This is a genomic window from Sediminibacterium sp. TEGAF015, assembly GCF_025997995.1.
Taxonomy (GTDB): Bacteria; Bacteroidota; Bacteroidia; order Chitinophagales; family Chitinophagaceae; genus Sediminibacterium.
Genome location: NZ_AP026683.1, coordinates 465264 through 482324 on the forward strand (window position 1 = coordinate 465264; position 17061 = coordinate 482324).

Here is a 17061-nt window from a genome sequence, read left to right on the forward strand (position 1 = left end):
GCAACTAAGAAAGCGAAATGCCCATGGTATAATCGTCCATGATAAAACCATGATCCAATTCAAAAATATTTTCGCTCTTAATACTTAAGCCCTGGCTTTTATAAAAAGCAATGGCGGGGTTTTGTTTGTTTACCTGAAGTATTAATTCCTTTCCGCCATTTTGTACAGCATATGTTTTAACCGTATTTAATAAGGCTTTCCCAGTACCCGTTTTGTGTGCAGCTGGTAGTACATACAATTTATTCAATTTAAAAATGCTATTGCCTTCGTCGGAAACCGAGGCAAAACCCAGCACTTTTTGTTCAGCAATTGCATTTGTATGTATGCTGTGGTCTCTATTAATAGTATCATCAGACTCCATCAAGAAAAATGTATGCCCCTTACTCATTTGTTGTACCAAGGATTCTGTACTATACATCAAATCAAGCATGTAGCGGATTTGTTCTTCTGATATGATGCCGCCATAAGTGGTGGGCCAGGTATTATAAGCTATTTCCTGAATAACAGGAATATCATCTAATGTGGCTATTCTAATCATGCCAATGATTTGAGACTTTCCTCAATGGTTTTTATTCTAGCTTCTGCGTCTGCCTGTTTTTTTCTTTCCAATGCAATAATTTCAGGCTTGGCATTCTGAACAAATTTCTCGTTGCTTAGTTTTTTCATTACAGAGGCAAGGAAATTTTGTTCATATTCAAGATCCTTCAGTAATCGCTCTTTTATTGCATCCCTATCCAGTTGCTGCGCTGCTTCAATGAAAAATTTATCCTTCTCAATGTTAACAACAATGGTATTGGGGATGGCGTCTGCCGTATAACTAACTTTATTGGCATTGACCTGCTTCATTAAAATTTGCTCTATCGCCTGATAACCTTTGTTATCCTCGGCCATAATATGCAATGATACAGGGTCTTTAGGCTTTAACTGATTTTTGTTTCTGGCATCTCTGAGCTTTGTAATTACCTCTTTTAATAAAGCACCTGAAGACAAAATGTTTTCATCTGCTTTTGCTGCTTTTTGTTGCAACTTAACAGTAAGGTCTTCTGTTTGGGGTTTTAAGAGGTGGAAAATTTCCTCTGTAATAAATGGCATGAATGGGTGTAACAATTCCATTAGTCTTTCAAAGAAAGAAATGGTTTTATTGTACACCTTTGGAGAAACAGGTTGTTCAAAACCTGGTTTAGCCCATTCCAGATACCAGCTGCAGAAATCGTCCCAGATTAAGGAGTAAATGGTTTTGAGTGCTTCACTCAATTTAAACTGAGTCATCAATTCTTCTACTTCTGTACTAACCTGATTCAGTCTGTTTTCAAACCAGTTTATGGCAAAATCAGCATCGGCAGTATCATTTGTTGAGACAGTATCCAATCTGCCTTCCCACATTTTAACGAGCTTCAAGGCATTCCACAACTTGTTATTGAAATTTCGGCCTTGCTCCAGTGAACTCTCATCAAATAAAATATCGTTGCCTGCAGGGGAGGCGATTAAAATGCCGAATCTAACAGCATCGGCACCATACTGATCAATCAACCCCAATAAGTCAGGAGAGTTACCCAGACTCTTACTCATTTTTCTGCCCAGCTTATCTCTTACAATTCCTGTAAAGTATACGTCTTTGAAAGGTTTGAGGCCCTTGTATTCATAGCCAGCTATAATCATACGAGCTACCCAGAAAAAGATAATTTCAGGGGCTGTTACCAATGTGCTGGTTGGATAGTAATAGTTGACTTCTATGTTGTCAGGATCACTTAATCCTTTGAATACTTCAAATGGCCATAACCAACTACTGAACCAGGTGTCTAAACAATCATCATCCTGATGAATATCAGAAATAGTTAAAGCATTGTTGCCCGTACTTTGCTTCAGCTGTTCCAACGCTTCTTCAGCAGTTTTAGCTACAGCAAAAGATCCATCATTTGTATACCAAGCAGGAATTCTATGTCCCCACCAAAGCTGTCTGCTGATACACCAGTCCTTTACATTTTCCATCCAGTGTCTGTAAAGGTTTTTGAATTTGGCAGGATGGAAATGAATTTCGTCATCCATAACCGCACTCAATGCAGGTGCAGCTAATTCCTTCATGCTTACCCACCACTGTAAGCTTAATCTTGGTTCCACTACTACATCTGTTCTTTCACTGAAGCCCACCTGATTGGTATATTCTTCAATCTTTTCTATATGATCGGCTGCTTGCAGGTCTTCCACAATTTTTTTACGAACAGCAAAACGATCCATGCCAATATAAAGCTGAGCTGCTTCACTCATGGTGCCATCGTCGTTCATGGTATCAATTATTTCCAGTTGGTATTTCTGCCCCAATTGGTAATCATTCATATCATGTGCAGGCGTAACTTTTAAAGCACCTGTTCCAAAATCCAGTGCAACATATTCGTCTGGAATAATTTTGATTTTTCTATTGATCAATGGAACAAATGCATACTGTCCATGCAATGCTTTATACCTTTCGTCAGCAGGGTTCACACAAATAGCAGCGTCTCCCAGAATGGTTTCTGGTCTTACGGTAGCAATAGTTATAAATCCGCCGTTTTCTAGTTTGTATTTAACATGGTACAATTTACTTTGCACCTCTTTGTAAATTACTTCTTCGTCACTAAGCGCTGTTTTTGCTTTTACATCCCAATTGATCATGCGCTTGCCCCTGTAGATATATCCTTTCTGATAAAGGTCTACGAATACCTGAATGACAGATGCATAATAGTCAGGGTCCATGGTAAAGCTGGTTCTGTCCCAGTCAAGACTGCAACCCATTTTGCGCAACTGTTGTAGGATAATGCCACCATATTTTTCTTTCCATTCCCAGGCATAATCCAGAAATTCGGACCTGCTTAAAGAAGATTTCGCAATTCCTTTTTCTCTGAGCATTCCCACCACTTTGGCTTCTGTTGCAATGGAAGCATGGTCAGTTCCAGGAACCCAGCAGGCATTTTTACCCTGCATACGGGCCCTTCTCACTAAAATATCCTGAATGGTATTATTGAGACAATGGCCCATATGTAAAACCCCAGTTACATTGGGTGGGGGAATTACAACTGTATATGCCTCTCTGTCGTCGGGTTTACTAGAAAAATATTGACGCTCAATCCAATGTTGGTACCATTTTGCCTCAATTTCTGTAGGGATATAATTCTTGCTCAGCTCCATAAAATCAATTGGCTGCAAATTTAAGGAAACTGAAGGAGCTAAAAGGAATTCTCTATGCAGGGTGTTTACCAGGTAGAAATGATCTCGGTTTTGTCAGAAAACTGGTCTGATAGTGAGGGGACAGTAAAAACATCATCCATTTCAGGCAAACAATCCTGCGCATTAATTTTTGTACTGGTACAAAGTCTACCTACTTTTTGTCTGGCTTTTTTGCCAATAATTTTTACAGTCTGTTCCGGGGAGTTACAGGCGCTGAATCCCAATATAATTCCTGCACAGCCTATCAGCAATGGTTTGGAAATAGGTAGTAAAGCAGCTTTTGTTTTCATATAACCTATTAAACGGGTTGACTATTGATTTGTTACAATTAAGAGCCGATTTTTTATCATTAGTTGTAATTTTTATCAGAATATTACAAATCTTATCTTGCAGCCATGCGATTTGCGGTAGTAGATATTGAAACGACAGGTGGATTTCCCAGTCAGCATGGAATTACAGAAATAGCGATTGTATTACACAACGGTACTGAAATAGAAGGTGTGTATGAAACCTTGGTTAATCCTCATCAGCCCATTCCTCCCTTTGTAATTGGCATGACTGGTATAACCAATGCCATGGTGGAAGCAGCACCCTCATTTAGTGAAGTGGCGCCCCAAATTTATAATCTGTTGAAAAACAGAGTATTTGTAGCGCATAATGTAAATTTTGATTTCAGCTTTGTAAAGCATCATTTGCAGGAAGCGGGGTTTGATTTGCATACCCCAAAGCTTTGTACTATCCGATTGAGCCGCAAGGTATTTCCTGGCTTTCCCAAATATGGATTGGGGCATTTGTGCCGGCAATTGAATATTGAAATTGAAAACCGCCATAGGGCAGGAGGTGATGCCAAAGCCACTGCCAAAATTCTGGACATGGTGCTACAAAACAGCGGGGAACGACTTGTAAAGGAAATGCTGCAAAAAGAAAACAGGGAGCAGTTGATGCCACCCAACCTGCCCGCACACTATTTGCACGATTTGCCTCAGGAGCCAGGGGTGTATTATTTTCAAAACAAGCAGGACAAAGTAGTATATGTTGGCAAGGCCAAAAACGTCAAGAAAAGAGTATTGAGCCATTTTACAGGGCTCGATCTCAGCAAAAAAAGACAGGACTTCTTAAGGGAAATTTACAGTATACGCTATGCAATTTGCCCAACAGAATTTATCGCCAGTTTGCTGGAAAGTATTGAAATCAAAAGGCTATGGCCCGCATATAATAAAAGTCAGAAAAGATTTGAACAGTTATGGGGCATTTATCTTTTTGAAGACAACAGGGGATATAAGCGGTTAGCTATCGATAAAAAGCATAAAAATACACAACCCCTTCAGGCATTTTCTCTTTTGGCTGATGCACATCGGGAATTATGGAGATGGGTCAGGGAATTTGAATTACATCCTGCTCTTTGTTTTCTGGATAAAACCATTCCCAACGAATGGCCGGATGTGCAATTGCACAATCAGCAAGTGGAAAAAGTAATTGCCTGGATTGCAGAAGAAAAAGCATCTTATATCATTCAAGAAAAAAATACTGCCATTTTGGTTGAGAAAGGAAAGTTTGTGGGGATGGGAACCATTGATCATATTGAAGTTTCCGAACCACTGGAACCAACTTATGCTGCTGCCATTAAAGAAGCAGTTACTCCCTATGCAGAAAATGAAGTTATCAAATCGATGCTAAGGAAATATCTGGAAAGATATCCTCATCGTGTGGTACGTATAGTGGAATAATCTACATTCGCCTCCCTAAAATTGAAAACTGATTATGTCTTTTGCTCCCATTATTGCCGCAAAATTGAATTTGCGTGTTGCTCAGGTTGAAACGGTGCTGGAACTTTTAGCAGAGAGTGCTACCATCCCATTTATTGCACGATACAGAAAAGATAGTACAGGTAATCTGGATGAAGTTCAGATTCAGCAAATTCAGGATGAACAAAAAAGCTTACAGGCATTTACAGAGCGTAAGGAATTCATTGAAAAAACTATTACAGAGCAAGGCAAAATGACAGAAGCCATTCAGGCTAAGATGAATGCCGCAACAACTATTGTGGAACTCGAAGACATTTATCTGCCGTTTAAAGTGAAGCGCAAAACCAAAGCGGTGGTAGCAAGGGAAAATGGGTTAGAGCCACTGGCTTTATTGTTACTTGCTCAGGGAAATGAAGACCCTGAAACCGAAGCGGCTAAATTTTTCAATGAAAAAATCACCACTGTAGAAGAAGCATTACAAGGTGCCAGAGATATCATTGCAGAGAATGTAAACGAGCAGGCAGATGTTAGGGCAAAGTTGAGAAAACTGTTTGAAGATACTGCATTGTTACAGAGTAAGGTATTGGCAGACAAAGAAACGGAAGCCATCAAATACAAGGATTATTTCGATTTTTCCGAACCCATTCATAAAGTTCCTTCGCATCGAATTTTAGCGATTCTCCGTGGCTTCTTAGAGGGCTTCCTAAGAATCAGTATCGCTCCTTCAGAAGAAGAAGCGATTGAACTTATTGAAGATTTTTATTTGAAAGGACAGAGCCCTGCGGCTGTGCATATTAAAAAAGCAATTAAGGATGCTTATAGAAGATTATTGCAGCCCAGTCTGGAAAGCGAATACCGTTCTGCGTTAAAGCAGAAGGCCGATGAAGAAGCCATCAATGTATTTGCAGAAAATCTTCGTCAGCTGCTATTGAGTGCACCACTTGGAAGTAAAAGAGTCTTGGCCATTGACCCTGGTTACAGAACCGGTTGTAAAGTAGTTTGTTTGGATGAGTCAGGTGAATTGCTAACAACCGACCTGATATATGTTCATGAGGCAGGAAAGCTCTATGACAGCGAATACAAAATTAAACAACTGGTTAAGCAATTTGACATACAGGTATTTGCAATTGGGGATGGAACAGCGGGTAGAGAAACAGAACAGTTTATTAAAAAAATGAACTTAGGGTTGCCAGTATTTTTAGTGAATGAAGATGGGGCATCTGTTTACTCTGCATCTGAAATTGCTAGAGAAGAATTCCCTGATTACGATATTACCGTGAGAGGATCAGTCAGCATTGGCAGAAGGTTGATGGATCCTTTGGCAGAGCTGGTTAAAATTGATCCTAAAAGTATTGGAGTAGGACAGTACCAGCATGATGTAAACCAATTCAGACTGAAAGAAAAATTAGATCAGACAGTTGTAAGTTGTGTAAATACAGTAGGAGTAAATCTGAATACAGCCAGTAAACAGCTACTGAGCTATGTGAGTGGTATCAATGAATCGGTGGCAGATAACATAATAAAACACCGAAAATTGATTGGTGCATTTAATTCAAGAGAAGAATTGCTGAAAGTGCCGAGATTGGGCGCCAAGGCTTTTGAACAATGTGCCGGGTTTTTGAGAATCCCTAAAGCCAAACATCCATTGGATGCAAGTGCGGTGCATCCGGAAGCATATCCGATAGTAGAGAAAATGGCAGCTGACCTGGGCACCAATGTATCCGCACTGATTGGCAATGAAACACTATTGAAAAATATTGATCCAAAGAAATACGTAACAGAACAGATTGGACAGCTCGCGTTAAATGATATAGTCAAAGAATTACAAAAACCAGGTCTGGATCCAAGATCAGAACTGGAACAATTTGAATTCGCTAATATATATTCTATTGAAGAAGTTACTGTGGGATTGGTATTGCCGGGTGTAGTAACGAATCTAACCCGTTTCGGGGCGTTTATAGATATAGGAGTTAAGCAGGATGGATTGGTACACGTAAGTGAAATTGCTCACCGCTATATTACTGATCCTAGCGAAGCATTAAAGTTGGGTCAAAAAGTTACTGTAAAAGTGCTTGAAGTAGATATTGCACGCAAACGTATTGCGCTATCCATCAAACAGACAGAAGCTGCTCCTGCAGCGGGTGTGGGAGGACGTAAAGATCTTGCACAGCACAAGCGTTCTAATCAACCAATTAAGAAGGAGGAAGACCTGAGCAATATGAATGTTACCGATGCTTTACAAGCTTTAAAAAAGAAGTTTGGCAAATAACGTAACTTAGAAGAAATCTTACAGGAATGAAATACTTGATATTCGCAATTGTTGCGTGCAGTTTTTTTGCAGAAGCTTCAGCGCAAAAAACGGTCAGACCATTTATCACCAACTATGGTGATGTATTTGAAGTGGCCGCAACCAAAGAGGTCGTTAATAAAAAAGGAAAGTATAAAATACTTGTAGATATCATCAGTCCTGCCGCCAGCGCAAAAGAAATAAGTGAACATTTCGAGAACATAGCTAGAATTGCCAACCTGCATGTAGCAGCGGGAGTTAAGCCGGAGAATTTGTCGATTGTTGCCGTAGTTCACGGAGCTGCTGTTTCATTTATATTGAACAACGAAACCTATAAACAGAAGTATGGTGTGGATAATCCGAATCAGCCGGTGTTTACTGCTTTAAAAGCGGCAGGAATTCCCTTGTATGTTTGCGGGCAAACTTTGTTTAAAAGAAAAGTAGATCCTGCAACATTAGCACCAGAATTTGATATTGTGCAATCAGCTGTAACTACTATTACAACCTATGCACCTCAGGGATATACGGTGCTAAAATATTAATCATGAAGGCTTCGGTTACAAAGCAAACTGTTTTACATAAACTGGGAATTGACAATTTCAATGAAATGCAACATGCAACCAGTTCAGCTTTTGAAACGGCTGAGGGGATATTATTGCTTTCGCCCACTGGTTCAGGAAAAACCCTGGCTTTTTTGTTTCCCATTTTGCAGCAATTGAATCCTAAAGGCAGTAAAGTACAGGCACTGGTTTTAACTCCTTCCCGGGAACTGGCTATTCAGATTGAGCAGGTTTGGAAAAAAATGCAAACTGGTTTTAAAGTCATTTGTGCCTATGGTGGGCATGATATGCCAAGTGAAATCAATAGTCTTAAGGAAGCCCCTGCACTATTGGTTGGCACGCCTGGACGAATTGCTGATCACTTGAAACGAAAGTCATTTGATGCCAGTGCCATCCGTTATTTTGTTTTTGATGAGTTTGATAAATCGCTTGCGCTAGGGTTTGAGGAAGACATGGAATACATTACTAAACAGGTCAGACCAGCTGCACTCAGGGTATTTGTATCCGCTACTGCTTCCATTGTTATCCCGGAATTTGCTACTCCTAAAAACCTGACAGTACTCAATTTTCTTAAGCAGGAAGCAGCAGTGCCTGCTGTTGAAATGCTTACTGTTTGGTCCGATGATAAAGACAAGGTGAAAACCCTTTTTGAATTGCTCTGTACCATAGGTACGGAACAAGTATTAATATTCTGTAACCACAGAGAATCGGTAGAAAGAACCAGTAGTTTGCTGAAAGAAATGGGTATAGAAGCAGGAATTTTTCATGGAGGAATGGAGCAGATGCAGCGTGAACAGGCGCTCATTAAATTCCGAAACGGAACTACGCAGTTTTTAGTAACTACCGATCTGGCAGCCAGAGGGCTCGACATTCCAGATATAGATCATATTGTTCATTATCATCTTCCCTCCACTTTTGCAGAGTTTACCCATCGCAATGGCAGAACTGCCAGAATGAATAAAACAGGAACCATTTATCTCATTCTGCATGAATCGGAGTCAATCCCAAATTATGTAGGGGAAGCTCCGCCTTCATTTGCACTAACAGAAAAATACAAAGTTCCCAAACCTTCCGCCTGGGGGACGGTTTACATTAACGCAGGTAAAAAGGAGAAAATAAATAAAGTGGATATAGTGGGATTCTTTTTGCAAAAAGGAAAATTAGAAAAGGACGATATAGGATTGATAATAGTGAAAGATCATAACTCATTTATTGCTATCAGAAAAAAAGCAATCCCTTCCTTATTGAAATTGGTTCGTGACGAAAAACTGAAAGGGAAGAAATTCCTGATTATGGAAGCCAGATAAGAATAAACCTTCTGATGAGAATTGCTTAATTTGAGACTTTAAATATTTACTATGAGAATAGTTCCATTGCTTGTTTCAGCACTCTTAACCTGGGGTGCTATTCATTTATTCAATACCCAGCTTTCTGTGGGTGGAAGTAAAACACCTAGATTGGGATATTTCTTATCGCCCCAACATGGTTTCTGGCAAAATGCCGAATCTACTGAAACCAACTACAATGAAAATGTTGTAATAAAAGATCTTCAGGGTAAAGTAGAAGTATATATTGATGATCGTTTGGTTCCTCATATTTATGCGGATGAAGACAATGATGCCTATTATGTGCAGGGTTACCTGCATGCCAAGTTTAGACTTTGGCAAATGGAATTTCAAACCCATGTAGCAGCTGGTAGATTAAGTGAAATCGTGGGCAAGGAAAGAATACCTACAGACCAATTTTTCAGAAGATTAGGAATGGTATATGGTGCTGAGAAAACGAAAGCATTCGTGGAAAAAAATAACCCTGAAATGCAATCGGCAATTGACTCATATGCGAAAGGAGTTAACGCTTATATTGCCCAGTTAAAGCCCGAGGAAATACCCTTTGAATATAAGTTATTAGATTATAAACCCGAAGCTTGGACATCTTTGAAAACCTATTTGTTCCAAATGTTTATGTCCTATGATTTAACAGGAAGAGGAGCTGTAACCGATTTACAGATGAGCAATGCCAGAAACTATTTTGGCTATAAAGATTTTGATCGCTTGTTTACTGATGTACAGGATTCGCTGGATCCCATTATTCCTAAAGGTACAGTTTATGCAAAACCAGCTATAAAAGTGGTGCCACCAACAGACGTTCAAACTGCCTATTTAGGCGATACCACTGGAAGTTCAACCGCTATGGCTCCTTTTGTTCCCAATAAAAGCAACGGTAGCAATAACTGGGTTGTAGGCGGAAGTAAAACAAAATCGGGAAGACCCATTTTGGCGAACGATCCACACCTGGGCTTAAACCTGCCTTCTTTATGGTTTGAAGTGCAAATTTCTACTCCAACACATAGAACCTATGGTGCAAGTTTTCCAGGCTCTCCTGCAGTTATTATTGGTTTTAATGACAGTATTGCTTGGGGGGTAACCAATGCCGGAAGAGATGTATTAGATTATTATGAAATGAAATTTAAAGACTCAACTTTAAATGAATACTGGTACAATGGTCAATGGGTAAAAGCAGAGAAAAGAACGGAGACTATCAAAGTGAAAGATAGTGCGAATGTGATTGAAAATATTGCTATGACTGTTTTTGGTCCAACCATGTATGACCATCATTATAAAAATACCGGTACAGGTGGAAAAAATTTGGCACTGAGATGGACAGCACATGATGGGGGCAGTGGATTGCTCGCATTTTATAAATTAAATCATGCCAAGAATTATGAAGATTATTTAGAAGCCATATCCCATTGGAATACAACAGGGCAAAACTTTGCTTTTGCTTCCAAGACTGGGGATATTGCCTTAAAGCAACAGGCTAATTTTGTTGCCAGATGGTATAGACAGGGTGATTTTATTTTACCTGGTCAGGACAGTACTTATGCATGGCAGGGATATATTCCTACCAATGAAAATCCCATGATTAAAAATCCGGAAAGGGGATTTGTAAGCAGTGCCAATCAAAAATCAACAGATAAAACCTATCCTTATTATTTAGGTGCAGCTTCCAATTTCCCTGTTTACAGAGGAGTAATCATTAATCGCAAACTAACGGCGCTCTCCAATGCTACTGCGCAGGATATTCAGAAACTGCAAATGGATAATTACAATGTATTTGCTGAAATGGCCAGACCGGTAATCATGAAATATGTCAATCAACCAGCGCTCACTTCAGATGAAAAGAAATACCTGGATATCATGAACAGCTGGAACCTGGTAAGCGATGTAAACGAAAAAGGAGCTACTGTATTTAATGTACTCTGGGATAGTTTGGAAACCAGTATCTGGGGCGATGAATTTGCTGGTGCCACTACCAATATAGGATGGCCTGATGAAATAACACTACTGGAAAGTTTACAGCGAGATAGCTTATACTCTTTTGCTGATAATATAAAAACAAAGAACAAAGTAGAAACAATTTCGGATGCCGTAATGGAAGCGATTAAAAAAGCAACAGTCGTTTTACAAAAAGCAGACAAAGAAGGGAAGTTAGGCTGGGCAGCATTTAAGGATACGCGGGTGAGTCATTTGCTTAAAATAAAACCTTTAAGTGCACTGCATTTACCTATTGGCGGAGGAAGACATATCATCAATGCCACTACGGAAACCCATGGTCCAAGTTGGAGAATGATTGTGCATATGACTGATGAAATAGAAGCGTATGGTGTTTATCCTGGTGGGCAAAATGGTAATCCCGGTAGTAAGTATTATGATACATTTATTGATTATTGGGCAACCGGAAAATATTACCCTATTCTGTTTCTACACTTAAAAGACGCACCAACCCATAAGCGTATCAAGTGGTTAATGACATTTACCAAAGCATAAAATTTAATTGTATGAAATTCATAGTATCCATATTACTAACGGCTTTACTGGCATTTGTGGCTGGATTATTTACTCAGTTTCCCTGGTGGATATTTGCTATCAGTTCTTTTGTTGTAGCCGCTGTTATTCCGCAATCGCCGGGTAAATCCTTTTTGAGTGGATTCCTAGGTTTATTTTTATTGTGGGTGATTATGGCTATCATAAAAGATGCTGCCAATGAGCATATCCTCTCTACCAAAGTATCGCAGATATTACCATTGGGGGGCTCTTATATTATGCTGATTTTAATTACCGGAATTATTGGAGGCTTGATCAGCGGCTTTGCTGCTTTAACAGGAGCCTATTTAAAGAAATCATCTTAATCTTGTTAGCACGATTTCAGCATCATTGGCATTCGCATTTTGCCTGGTTACAAAAACCTGGTCGCCCTTTTTTACTTGCCATGAGTGGGGGAGCAGACAGCACTGTGCTGGCTGTACTCTTGCAATATACGGGTATTGATTTTTGCGTAGCACATGTTAACTATCAACTAAGAGGGGAAGAGAGTAACAGAGATGAAGCATTTGTTGCAACCTTTTGTAAAAAGCATTCTATCAAATGCTGGATTAAACGAATAGATACCCAACAGTATAAGGAAGCTTCTGGTTTGTCTACACAAGTAGCTGCAAGAAATATACGTTATGATTGGTTTGATCAGTTAAGAAAGGATAACGATGAATTAGCTGAAAGCTGGGTAATCACTGCGCATCATGCCAATGATGCCATTGAAACCAGTGCGATGCAGTTTTTCAGAGGAACCGGACTTGAAGGATTAAAAGGTATTGTGCCTATTCACAGCGAAAAAAAAATCATCAGACCTTTGTTGCCTTATTTTAGAGAAGAGATAGAAGAATTTGCCTTTCACAATTCCATTGAATTTGTAAAAGACTCTTCCAACGATACTGATGATTACACAAGAAATTTTTTCAGAAACCAGCTTCTTCCTTCAGTTAAAAAAGTTTTTCCAAGGGTAGAACAGAACCTTCACGCCAATCTTAGTCGGTTTTCTGAAGCAGCAATTTTGTATAATCAGGCAGTAGAAGGGCAATTGAAAAAGCTATTGCATTGGAAAGGCAATGAGTGTCATATACCGGTATTGCGCTGGCAAAAGTTGAATCCCCTTCATACCATTACCTGGGAAATTATTGCGCCTTTTCACTTTTCAGCTGATCAGATTCCAGAAGTAGTCAAATTGCTTTCTTCAGAGAATAGTAGTTATATTCAATCTGATTCGCATCGGATTATTAAAAACCGGAATTGGATGATTATTGCACCGCTTGCAAATGAGGCGGCGGTCAATATTTTGATAGACCAGCCCGGAGTTATTCATTTTTCTGACGGAAAACTTGAACTTTCTTTAGGTCAGGAACATTCGTCTTCCTTGCAAGATGGTCATTCTCCCCCTAATGACGCTACAATTATTGAGTATCTGGATGCACAAGCTGTAAAGTTTCCATTGTTGCTTCGCAAGTGGAAAGCAGGCGATTACTTTTATCCATTGGGGATGACAAAGAAAAAGAAAATAGCTAAGTTCCTGATCGATCTTAAATTGAGTAAAACAGAAAAGGAAAAGGTTTGGATTCTGGAGTCAGACAATAAAATTATTGCCGTGCTGGGGAAAAGAATTGATCATCGCTTTAGATGTTTGGCCACTACCTCTAAGCAATTAGCGATTACATTTACCGCCGGTTAAAATCCCCCGACCAAAAAAAATAAAAAGACCTTTAGGTAAATTCAATAGACCTTAAATAAAGATTAATAGACGCTCAAGTAGCTTTTAATGGAATTTGCAAAATTCTCAAAAGCGTTGAATTTACTTAAAAAAGTGGTGGTGATTAGTAGAAATACAATACCGAAAACAGCACCCCAAATATGTGCTGAGTGATTAATATTTCCATGCCCCTTCTTTGCCAGATAAGCAGATAAAATCAGGTACAAGGGTCCGAATATAAATCCGGGAATATGAAATGGAATCGGGAAGATACCCATGCCCATAGTAGGATATAAGAATATGCCTGCAAAAATCACTGCCGAAACTGCACCTGATGCACCTAAACTTCTGTAATGATAATTATTCTGGTTATTAAAGTAAGTAGGAAGTAAACAGACAATTAGTGAAACGATATAAAGCATTAGGTAAATGATTTTTCCAGACTCATCAAAGATTTGAACGAAGGTTTTTTCTACCAAATCTCCAAATAGATAAAAGGAATACATATTGAACAGTAAGTGCATGATGTCTGCATGTATCAATCCACTTGTTATAAATCGATACCATTGATTTCTGTTGGTGATGGCTGGAGGATAAAAGATTAAATCATCCAATACTTTTTGGTTGGAAAACCCAGTGAAAGAAATGACACTGGTTAATAAGATGATGCTGAGTGTTATAGTTAACATGGTAACCGGTAAATTAAATATGATGGTATTTTTCGTTTTTTATTATTGTACAAGCTCTATACAATTGTTCCGCAAGAATCAGCCTAACCAGCATATGGGGGAATACCAACGCAGATAAACTCCATACTGTCTGAGCGCGCTGTGTAACGGAATGCTCAACCCCGAAAGCCCCACCAATCAAAAACACAATTTGTTTACAACTTTCATTTGTTCTTTGTTCAATAAACTTGGCCAGTTGCGGAGAACTGAAGCTTTTACCTCTTTCATCTAATAAAACAAGGTAATCGTCTTTGTCTATGAGGTTTAAAATGAGTGCGGCTTCTGCTTTTTTTAATTCGTTTTCGGGCAAACTGGCTGCATTCTTGGGAGGGGCAATAATATGCCAGTCAGTTTTGAAATATTTATTGATTCTTTTGGTAAAATCATCAATTCCTTCGCTAACATAAGATTCATTGGCCTTGCCAACTGAAATCAGGCGTAGTTTCATAGTTTGAAAGTAAGTACAATTTCCGGGAAAACCAATTGGCATGGCTTTTGTACTTTTCTAAACTCAAAGTATATTACATACAAATTGCTTTTTAATGAGAAAATTTATTTTCAGCATCGTTTGTTTACTTTTTTGGGGGATAGGGACTTCGCTAAAAGCGCAACAAATTGATTCTATGATGAGTGTGTACGCAGAGGGCTTCCCTAAAGAAAAAATACATATCCATTTTGATAGGCCAGTCTATAATACCGGAGATACACTCTTTTATAAAGTCTATTTGTTAGCAGCTAATGAGCCCAGTATGCTCAGTAAAAACTTGTATGTTGAATGGTATGATACAACCGGAACTTTAATAAAACAAACAGTAGCTCCGTTGTTTCAATCTACTGCAAGAGGAAGTTTCGAAATTCCTGCAAAATACAGTGGTGGATTTTTACATGTAAAAGCATTTACCAGGTGGATGCTCAATGATGACCCAGCCTATTTATTTCAAAAAAATATACCAATTAATGGAGGGAATGTAGTTCTTGGCAGAATGCCTTCTCCAACTAGAGTTGATATTTTTCCCGAAAGCGGTTCGTTGGTGGAGGGAGTGAATTCTCGGGTGGCTTTTAAAGCGATTAATCAAATTGGGTTGCCTGTGAAAATTAAAGGAGTTTTGATTGATGCACAGAAAAAAGTTCTTGATAGCTTAAAAGTACAACATGATGGCATGGGCCTGTTTGTTCTGAAACCCTTGCCTGGTCAGCAATACCAGTTAAACTGGACAGATGAATACGGAAGAACAGGAACAACGCCTATTAAAGACATAAAGAAAGAAGGGGTAGTGTTGACCGTTAGAACCAATAATGAAAAAGCATTTCTTCAATTTGAAAGGTCAGAGCCTGCTTCAGCTAACTTTAAGCAAATGAATTTGCTGGTTCATATGAACCAGTCTCTACTGTATAAAGTGGGATTGAAAATGTCGGAAAGGAATTATCAGCGAGCAGAAATTCCCATTGATGAATTGCCTACAGGAATAGTGCAGTTTACCTTATTTACTGCAGATTGGATTCCTGTTGCTGAGCGTATTGTTTTTATAAACAACCATACCCATGATTTTAATGCCAAAATCAATCCCATCGTAACCAATTTAGGGAAGCGTGCATTGAATAAGTTTGACATTTTCGTTTCAGACACTACTATGACCAATATGTCAGTTGCGGTAATTGATGCCAACGCCAATACCAATGATCCTCATTCCATTTTTTCTAATTTCCTTCTGGCAAGTGAAATCAAAGGATACGTTCATAATCCTTCTTATTATTTTCAAAGTGATGCGGATAGTATCATGAACAGGTTAGATCTGGTTATGATGACCAATGGCTGGAGGAAAATTAACTGGGAAAAATTGAAGGAGGGAATTGGACCACAATTGAAATACATGCCAGAAACGGAATACATGTCCCTGAAAGGCTCTGTATTTGGTATTAAACCAGTAATGGTTAAAGATCAGCAACTGAATTTTGTATTGGCAGCCAAAGACAGCAGTAAAACCCTTCAATTCGCAGCCATTGATGCAAATGGTAATTTTGAACAGCCTGGCATTTTCTTTTATGATACGGTAAAAGTGTATTACGGATTCAATAATAATTCTAAGTTGAGTGGAGCAACTCAGGTTAAAATTGAAAACGGATTATTGAGAAAAGAGAATGGAGCTAAAGTAGGATTAGGTGCCATTCCGCCAGTATGGGGGGGTATAGATTCAATGGCTATTGCAAGAATGAATTTCTACCTTACAGAACAAGAAAAATTAAGAAAATTAATGGCATCTGCTTCGCTATCCGAAGTAGTAGTAAAGACCAGAACTAAAAGTAAACTTGAAATATTAGATGAAACTTACTCCTCTGGACTTTTCTCAGGAATGAATGGATATAGTTTTGATTTAACGGATGGAACAGTTGCAGCATTAGATATTTTTACTTTTCTTCAAGGACGAGTGGCAGGATTACAAGTTACTGGTACAGGACCGAGTGCTTCATTAACTTGGAGAGGAGGTATGCCAGATATTTATTTAAACGAGTTGAGATCAGATATTCCAATGGTTGCCAATATTCCGATAGCCGATATTGCTTATCTTAAAGTATTTAGACCGCCATTTTTTGGTACTGGTGCAGGTGGAGGGAGTGGAGCTATTGTAATTTATACAAAAAAAGGAGGGACTTCCAAGGGGTCACAAAATGTAAAAGGATTAGAAAGTACTTTATTGAGTGGTTATTCTACTTTTAAAGAATTCTACAATCCAATATATGATAAAACTACTGTTGCATTTGAACCTGATACAAGGAATACATTGTATTGGAATCCTTATATAATAACCAACAAAAAATCTCCTCGTTACCCCATAGAATTCTATAACAACGATGTATCAACAAAACTAAAAATTGTTTTAGAAGGGTTTAATGCAAGTGGTAAAATGACAAGAGTAGAAAGGATTTTAGAATAATCAAATCAATAAAACTATTGTAAACAGCTT

At 38.7% G+C, this 17061-nt stretch carries 13 protein-coding genes; 8 read left to right on the plus strand and 5 right to left on the minus strand.

The features are described 5' to 3' along the window. Positions 1-4: 4 nt before the first annotated feature. The 3 genes from TEGAF0_RS02155 to TEGAF0_RS02165 form a co-directional block, all read right to left on the minus strand. On the minus strand, positions 5-538 hold the full coding sequence (locus tag TEGAF0_RS02155) for a GNAT family N-acetyltransferase (protein WP_264899683.1): 534 nt from the start codon (positions 536-538) through the stop codon (positions 5-7). After that, entirely contained in the window at positions 535-3162 is a 2628-nt protein-coding gene (locus TEGAF0_RS02160; RefSeq protein ID WP_264899684.1) for a valine--tRNA ligase, read from the minus strand. The genes TEGAF0_RS02155 and TEGAF0_RS02160 overlap by 4 nt, the downstream gene beginning before the upstream one ends. Before the next feature lie 65 nt (positions 3163-3227). Next, complete coding sequence (locus TEGAF0_RS02165) at positions 3228-3491, minus strand: hypothetical protein (RefSeq protein WP_264899686.1); 264 nt, start codon at positions 3489-3491, stop codon at positions 3228-3230. Between the two features lie 105 nt (positions 3492-3596). Here TEGAF0_RS02165 and TEGAF0_RS02170 point away from each other — a divergent pair, with 105 nt between their 5' ends. The 7 genes from TEGAF0_RS02170 to tilS are packed head-to-tail and all read left to right on the plus strand — an operon-like array spanning position 3597 to position 13352. Then, complete coding sequence (locus tag TEGAF0_RS02170; RefSeq protein WP_264899688.1) at positions 3597-4928, plus strand: exonuclease domain-containing protein; 1332 nt, start codon at positions 3597-3599, stop codon at positions 4926-4928. 34 nt (positions 4929-4962) lie between these two features. Then, the gene (locus TEGAF0_RS02175; protein ID WP_264899690.1) at positions 4963-7215 is read left to right on the plus strand and encodes a Tex family protein; all 2253 of its coding nucleotides are present in this window, start codon (positions 4963-4965) and stop codon (positions 7213-7215) included. Between the two features lie 26 nt (positions 7216-7241). After that, the gene (locus TEGAF0_RS02180; RefSeq protein ID WP_264899692.1) at positions 7242-7775 is read left to right on the plus strand and encodes a DsrE family protein; all 534 of its coding nucleotides are present in this window, start codon (positions 7242-7244) and stop codon (positions 7773-7775) included. Positions 7776-7777: 2 nt separating this feature from the next. Next, positions 7778-9100, plus strand: coding sequence for a DEAD/DEAH box helicase (locus TEGAF0_RS02185; protein ID WP_264899694.1), 1323 nt, complete (start codon positions 7778-7780; stop codon positions 9098-9100). Positions 9101-9151: 51 nt separating this feature from the next. Beyond that, a complete protein-coding gene (locus TEGAF0_RS02190; protein ID WP_264899695.1) occupies positions 9152-11620 on the plus strand; it encodes a penicillin acylase family protein in 2469 nt (822 codons plus the stop codon). A gap of 11 nt (positions 11621-11631) precedes the next feature. Next, positions 11632-11982 carry a hypothetical protein gene (locus TEGAF0_RS02195; RefSeq protein WP_264899697.1) on the plus strand — a complete coding sequence of 117 codons (351 nt, stop codon included), beginning with the start codon at positions 11632-11634 and terminating at the stop codon, positions 11980-11982. Between the two features lie 2 nt (positions 11983-11984). Next, complete coding sequence (gene tilS / locus TEGAF0_RS02200; protein ID WP_264899698.1) at positions 11985-13352, plus strand: tRNA lysidine(34) synthetase TilS; 1368 nt, start codon at positions 11985-11987, stop codon at positions 13350-13352. Positions 13353-13414: 62 nt separating this feature from the next. Here the strand turns inward: tilS and TEGAF0_RS02205 are convergent, their stop codons facing one another. Next, positions 13415-14059, minus strand: coding sequence for a rhomboid family intramembrane serine protease (locus TEGAF0_RS02205; protein ID WP_264899699.1), 645 nt, complete (start codon positions 14057-14059; stop codon positions 13415-13417). A 13-nt stretch (positions 14060-14072) separates the two neighbouring features. Next, entirely contained in the window at positions 14073-14546 is a 474-nt protein-coding gene (locus tag TEGAF0_RS02210) for a 23S rRNA (pseudouridine(1915)-N(3))-methyltransferase RlmH (RefSeq protein WP_264899700.1), read from the minus strand. Between the two features lie 94 nt (positions 14547-14640). Here TEGAF0_RS02210 and TEGAF0_RS02215 point away from each other — a divergent pair, with 94 nt between their 5' ends. Then, positions 14641-17031, plus strand: coding sequence for a hypothetical protein (locus TEGAF0_RS02215; RefSeq protein ID WP_264899701.1), 2391 nt, complete (start codon positions 14641-14643; stop codon positions 17029-17031). The last annotated feature ends 30 nt before the right edge of the window (positions 17032-17061 follow it).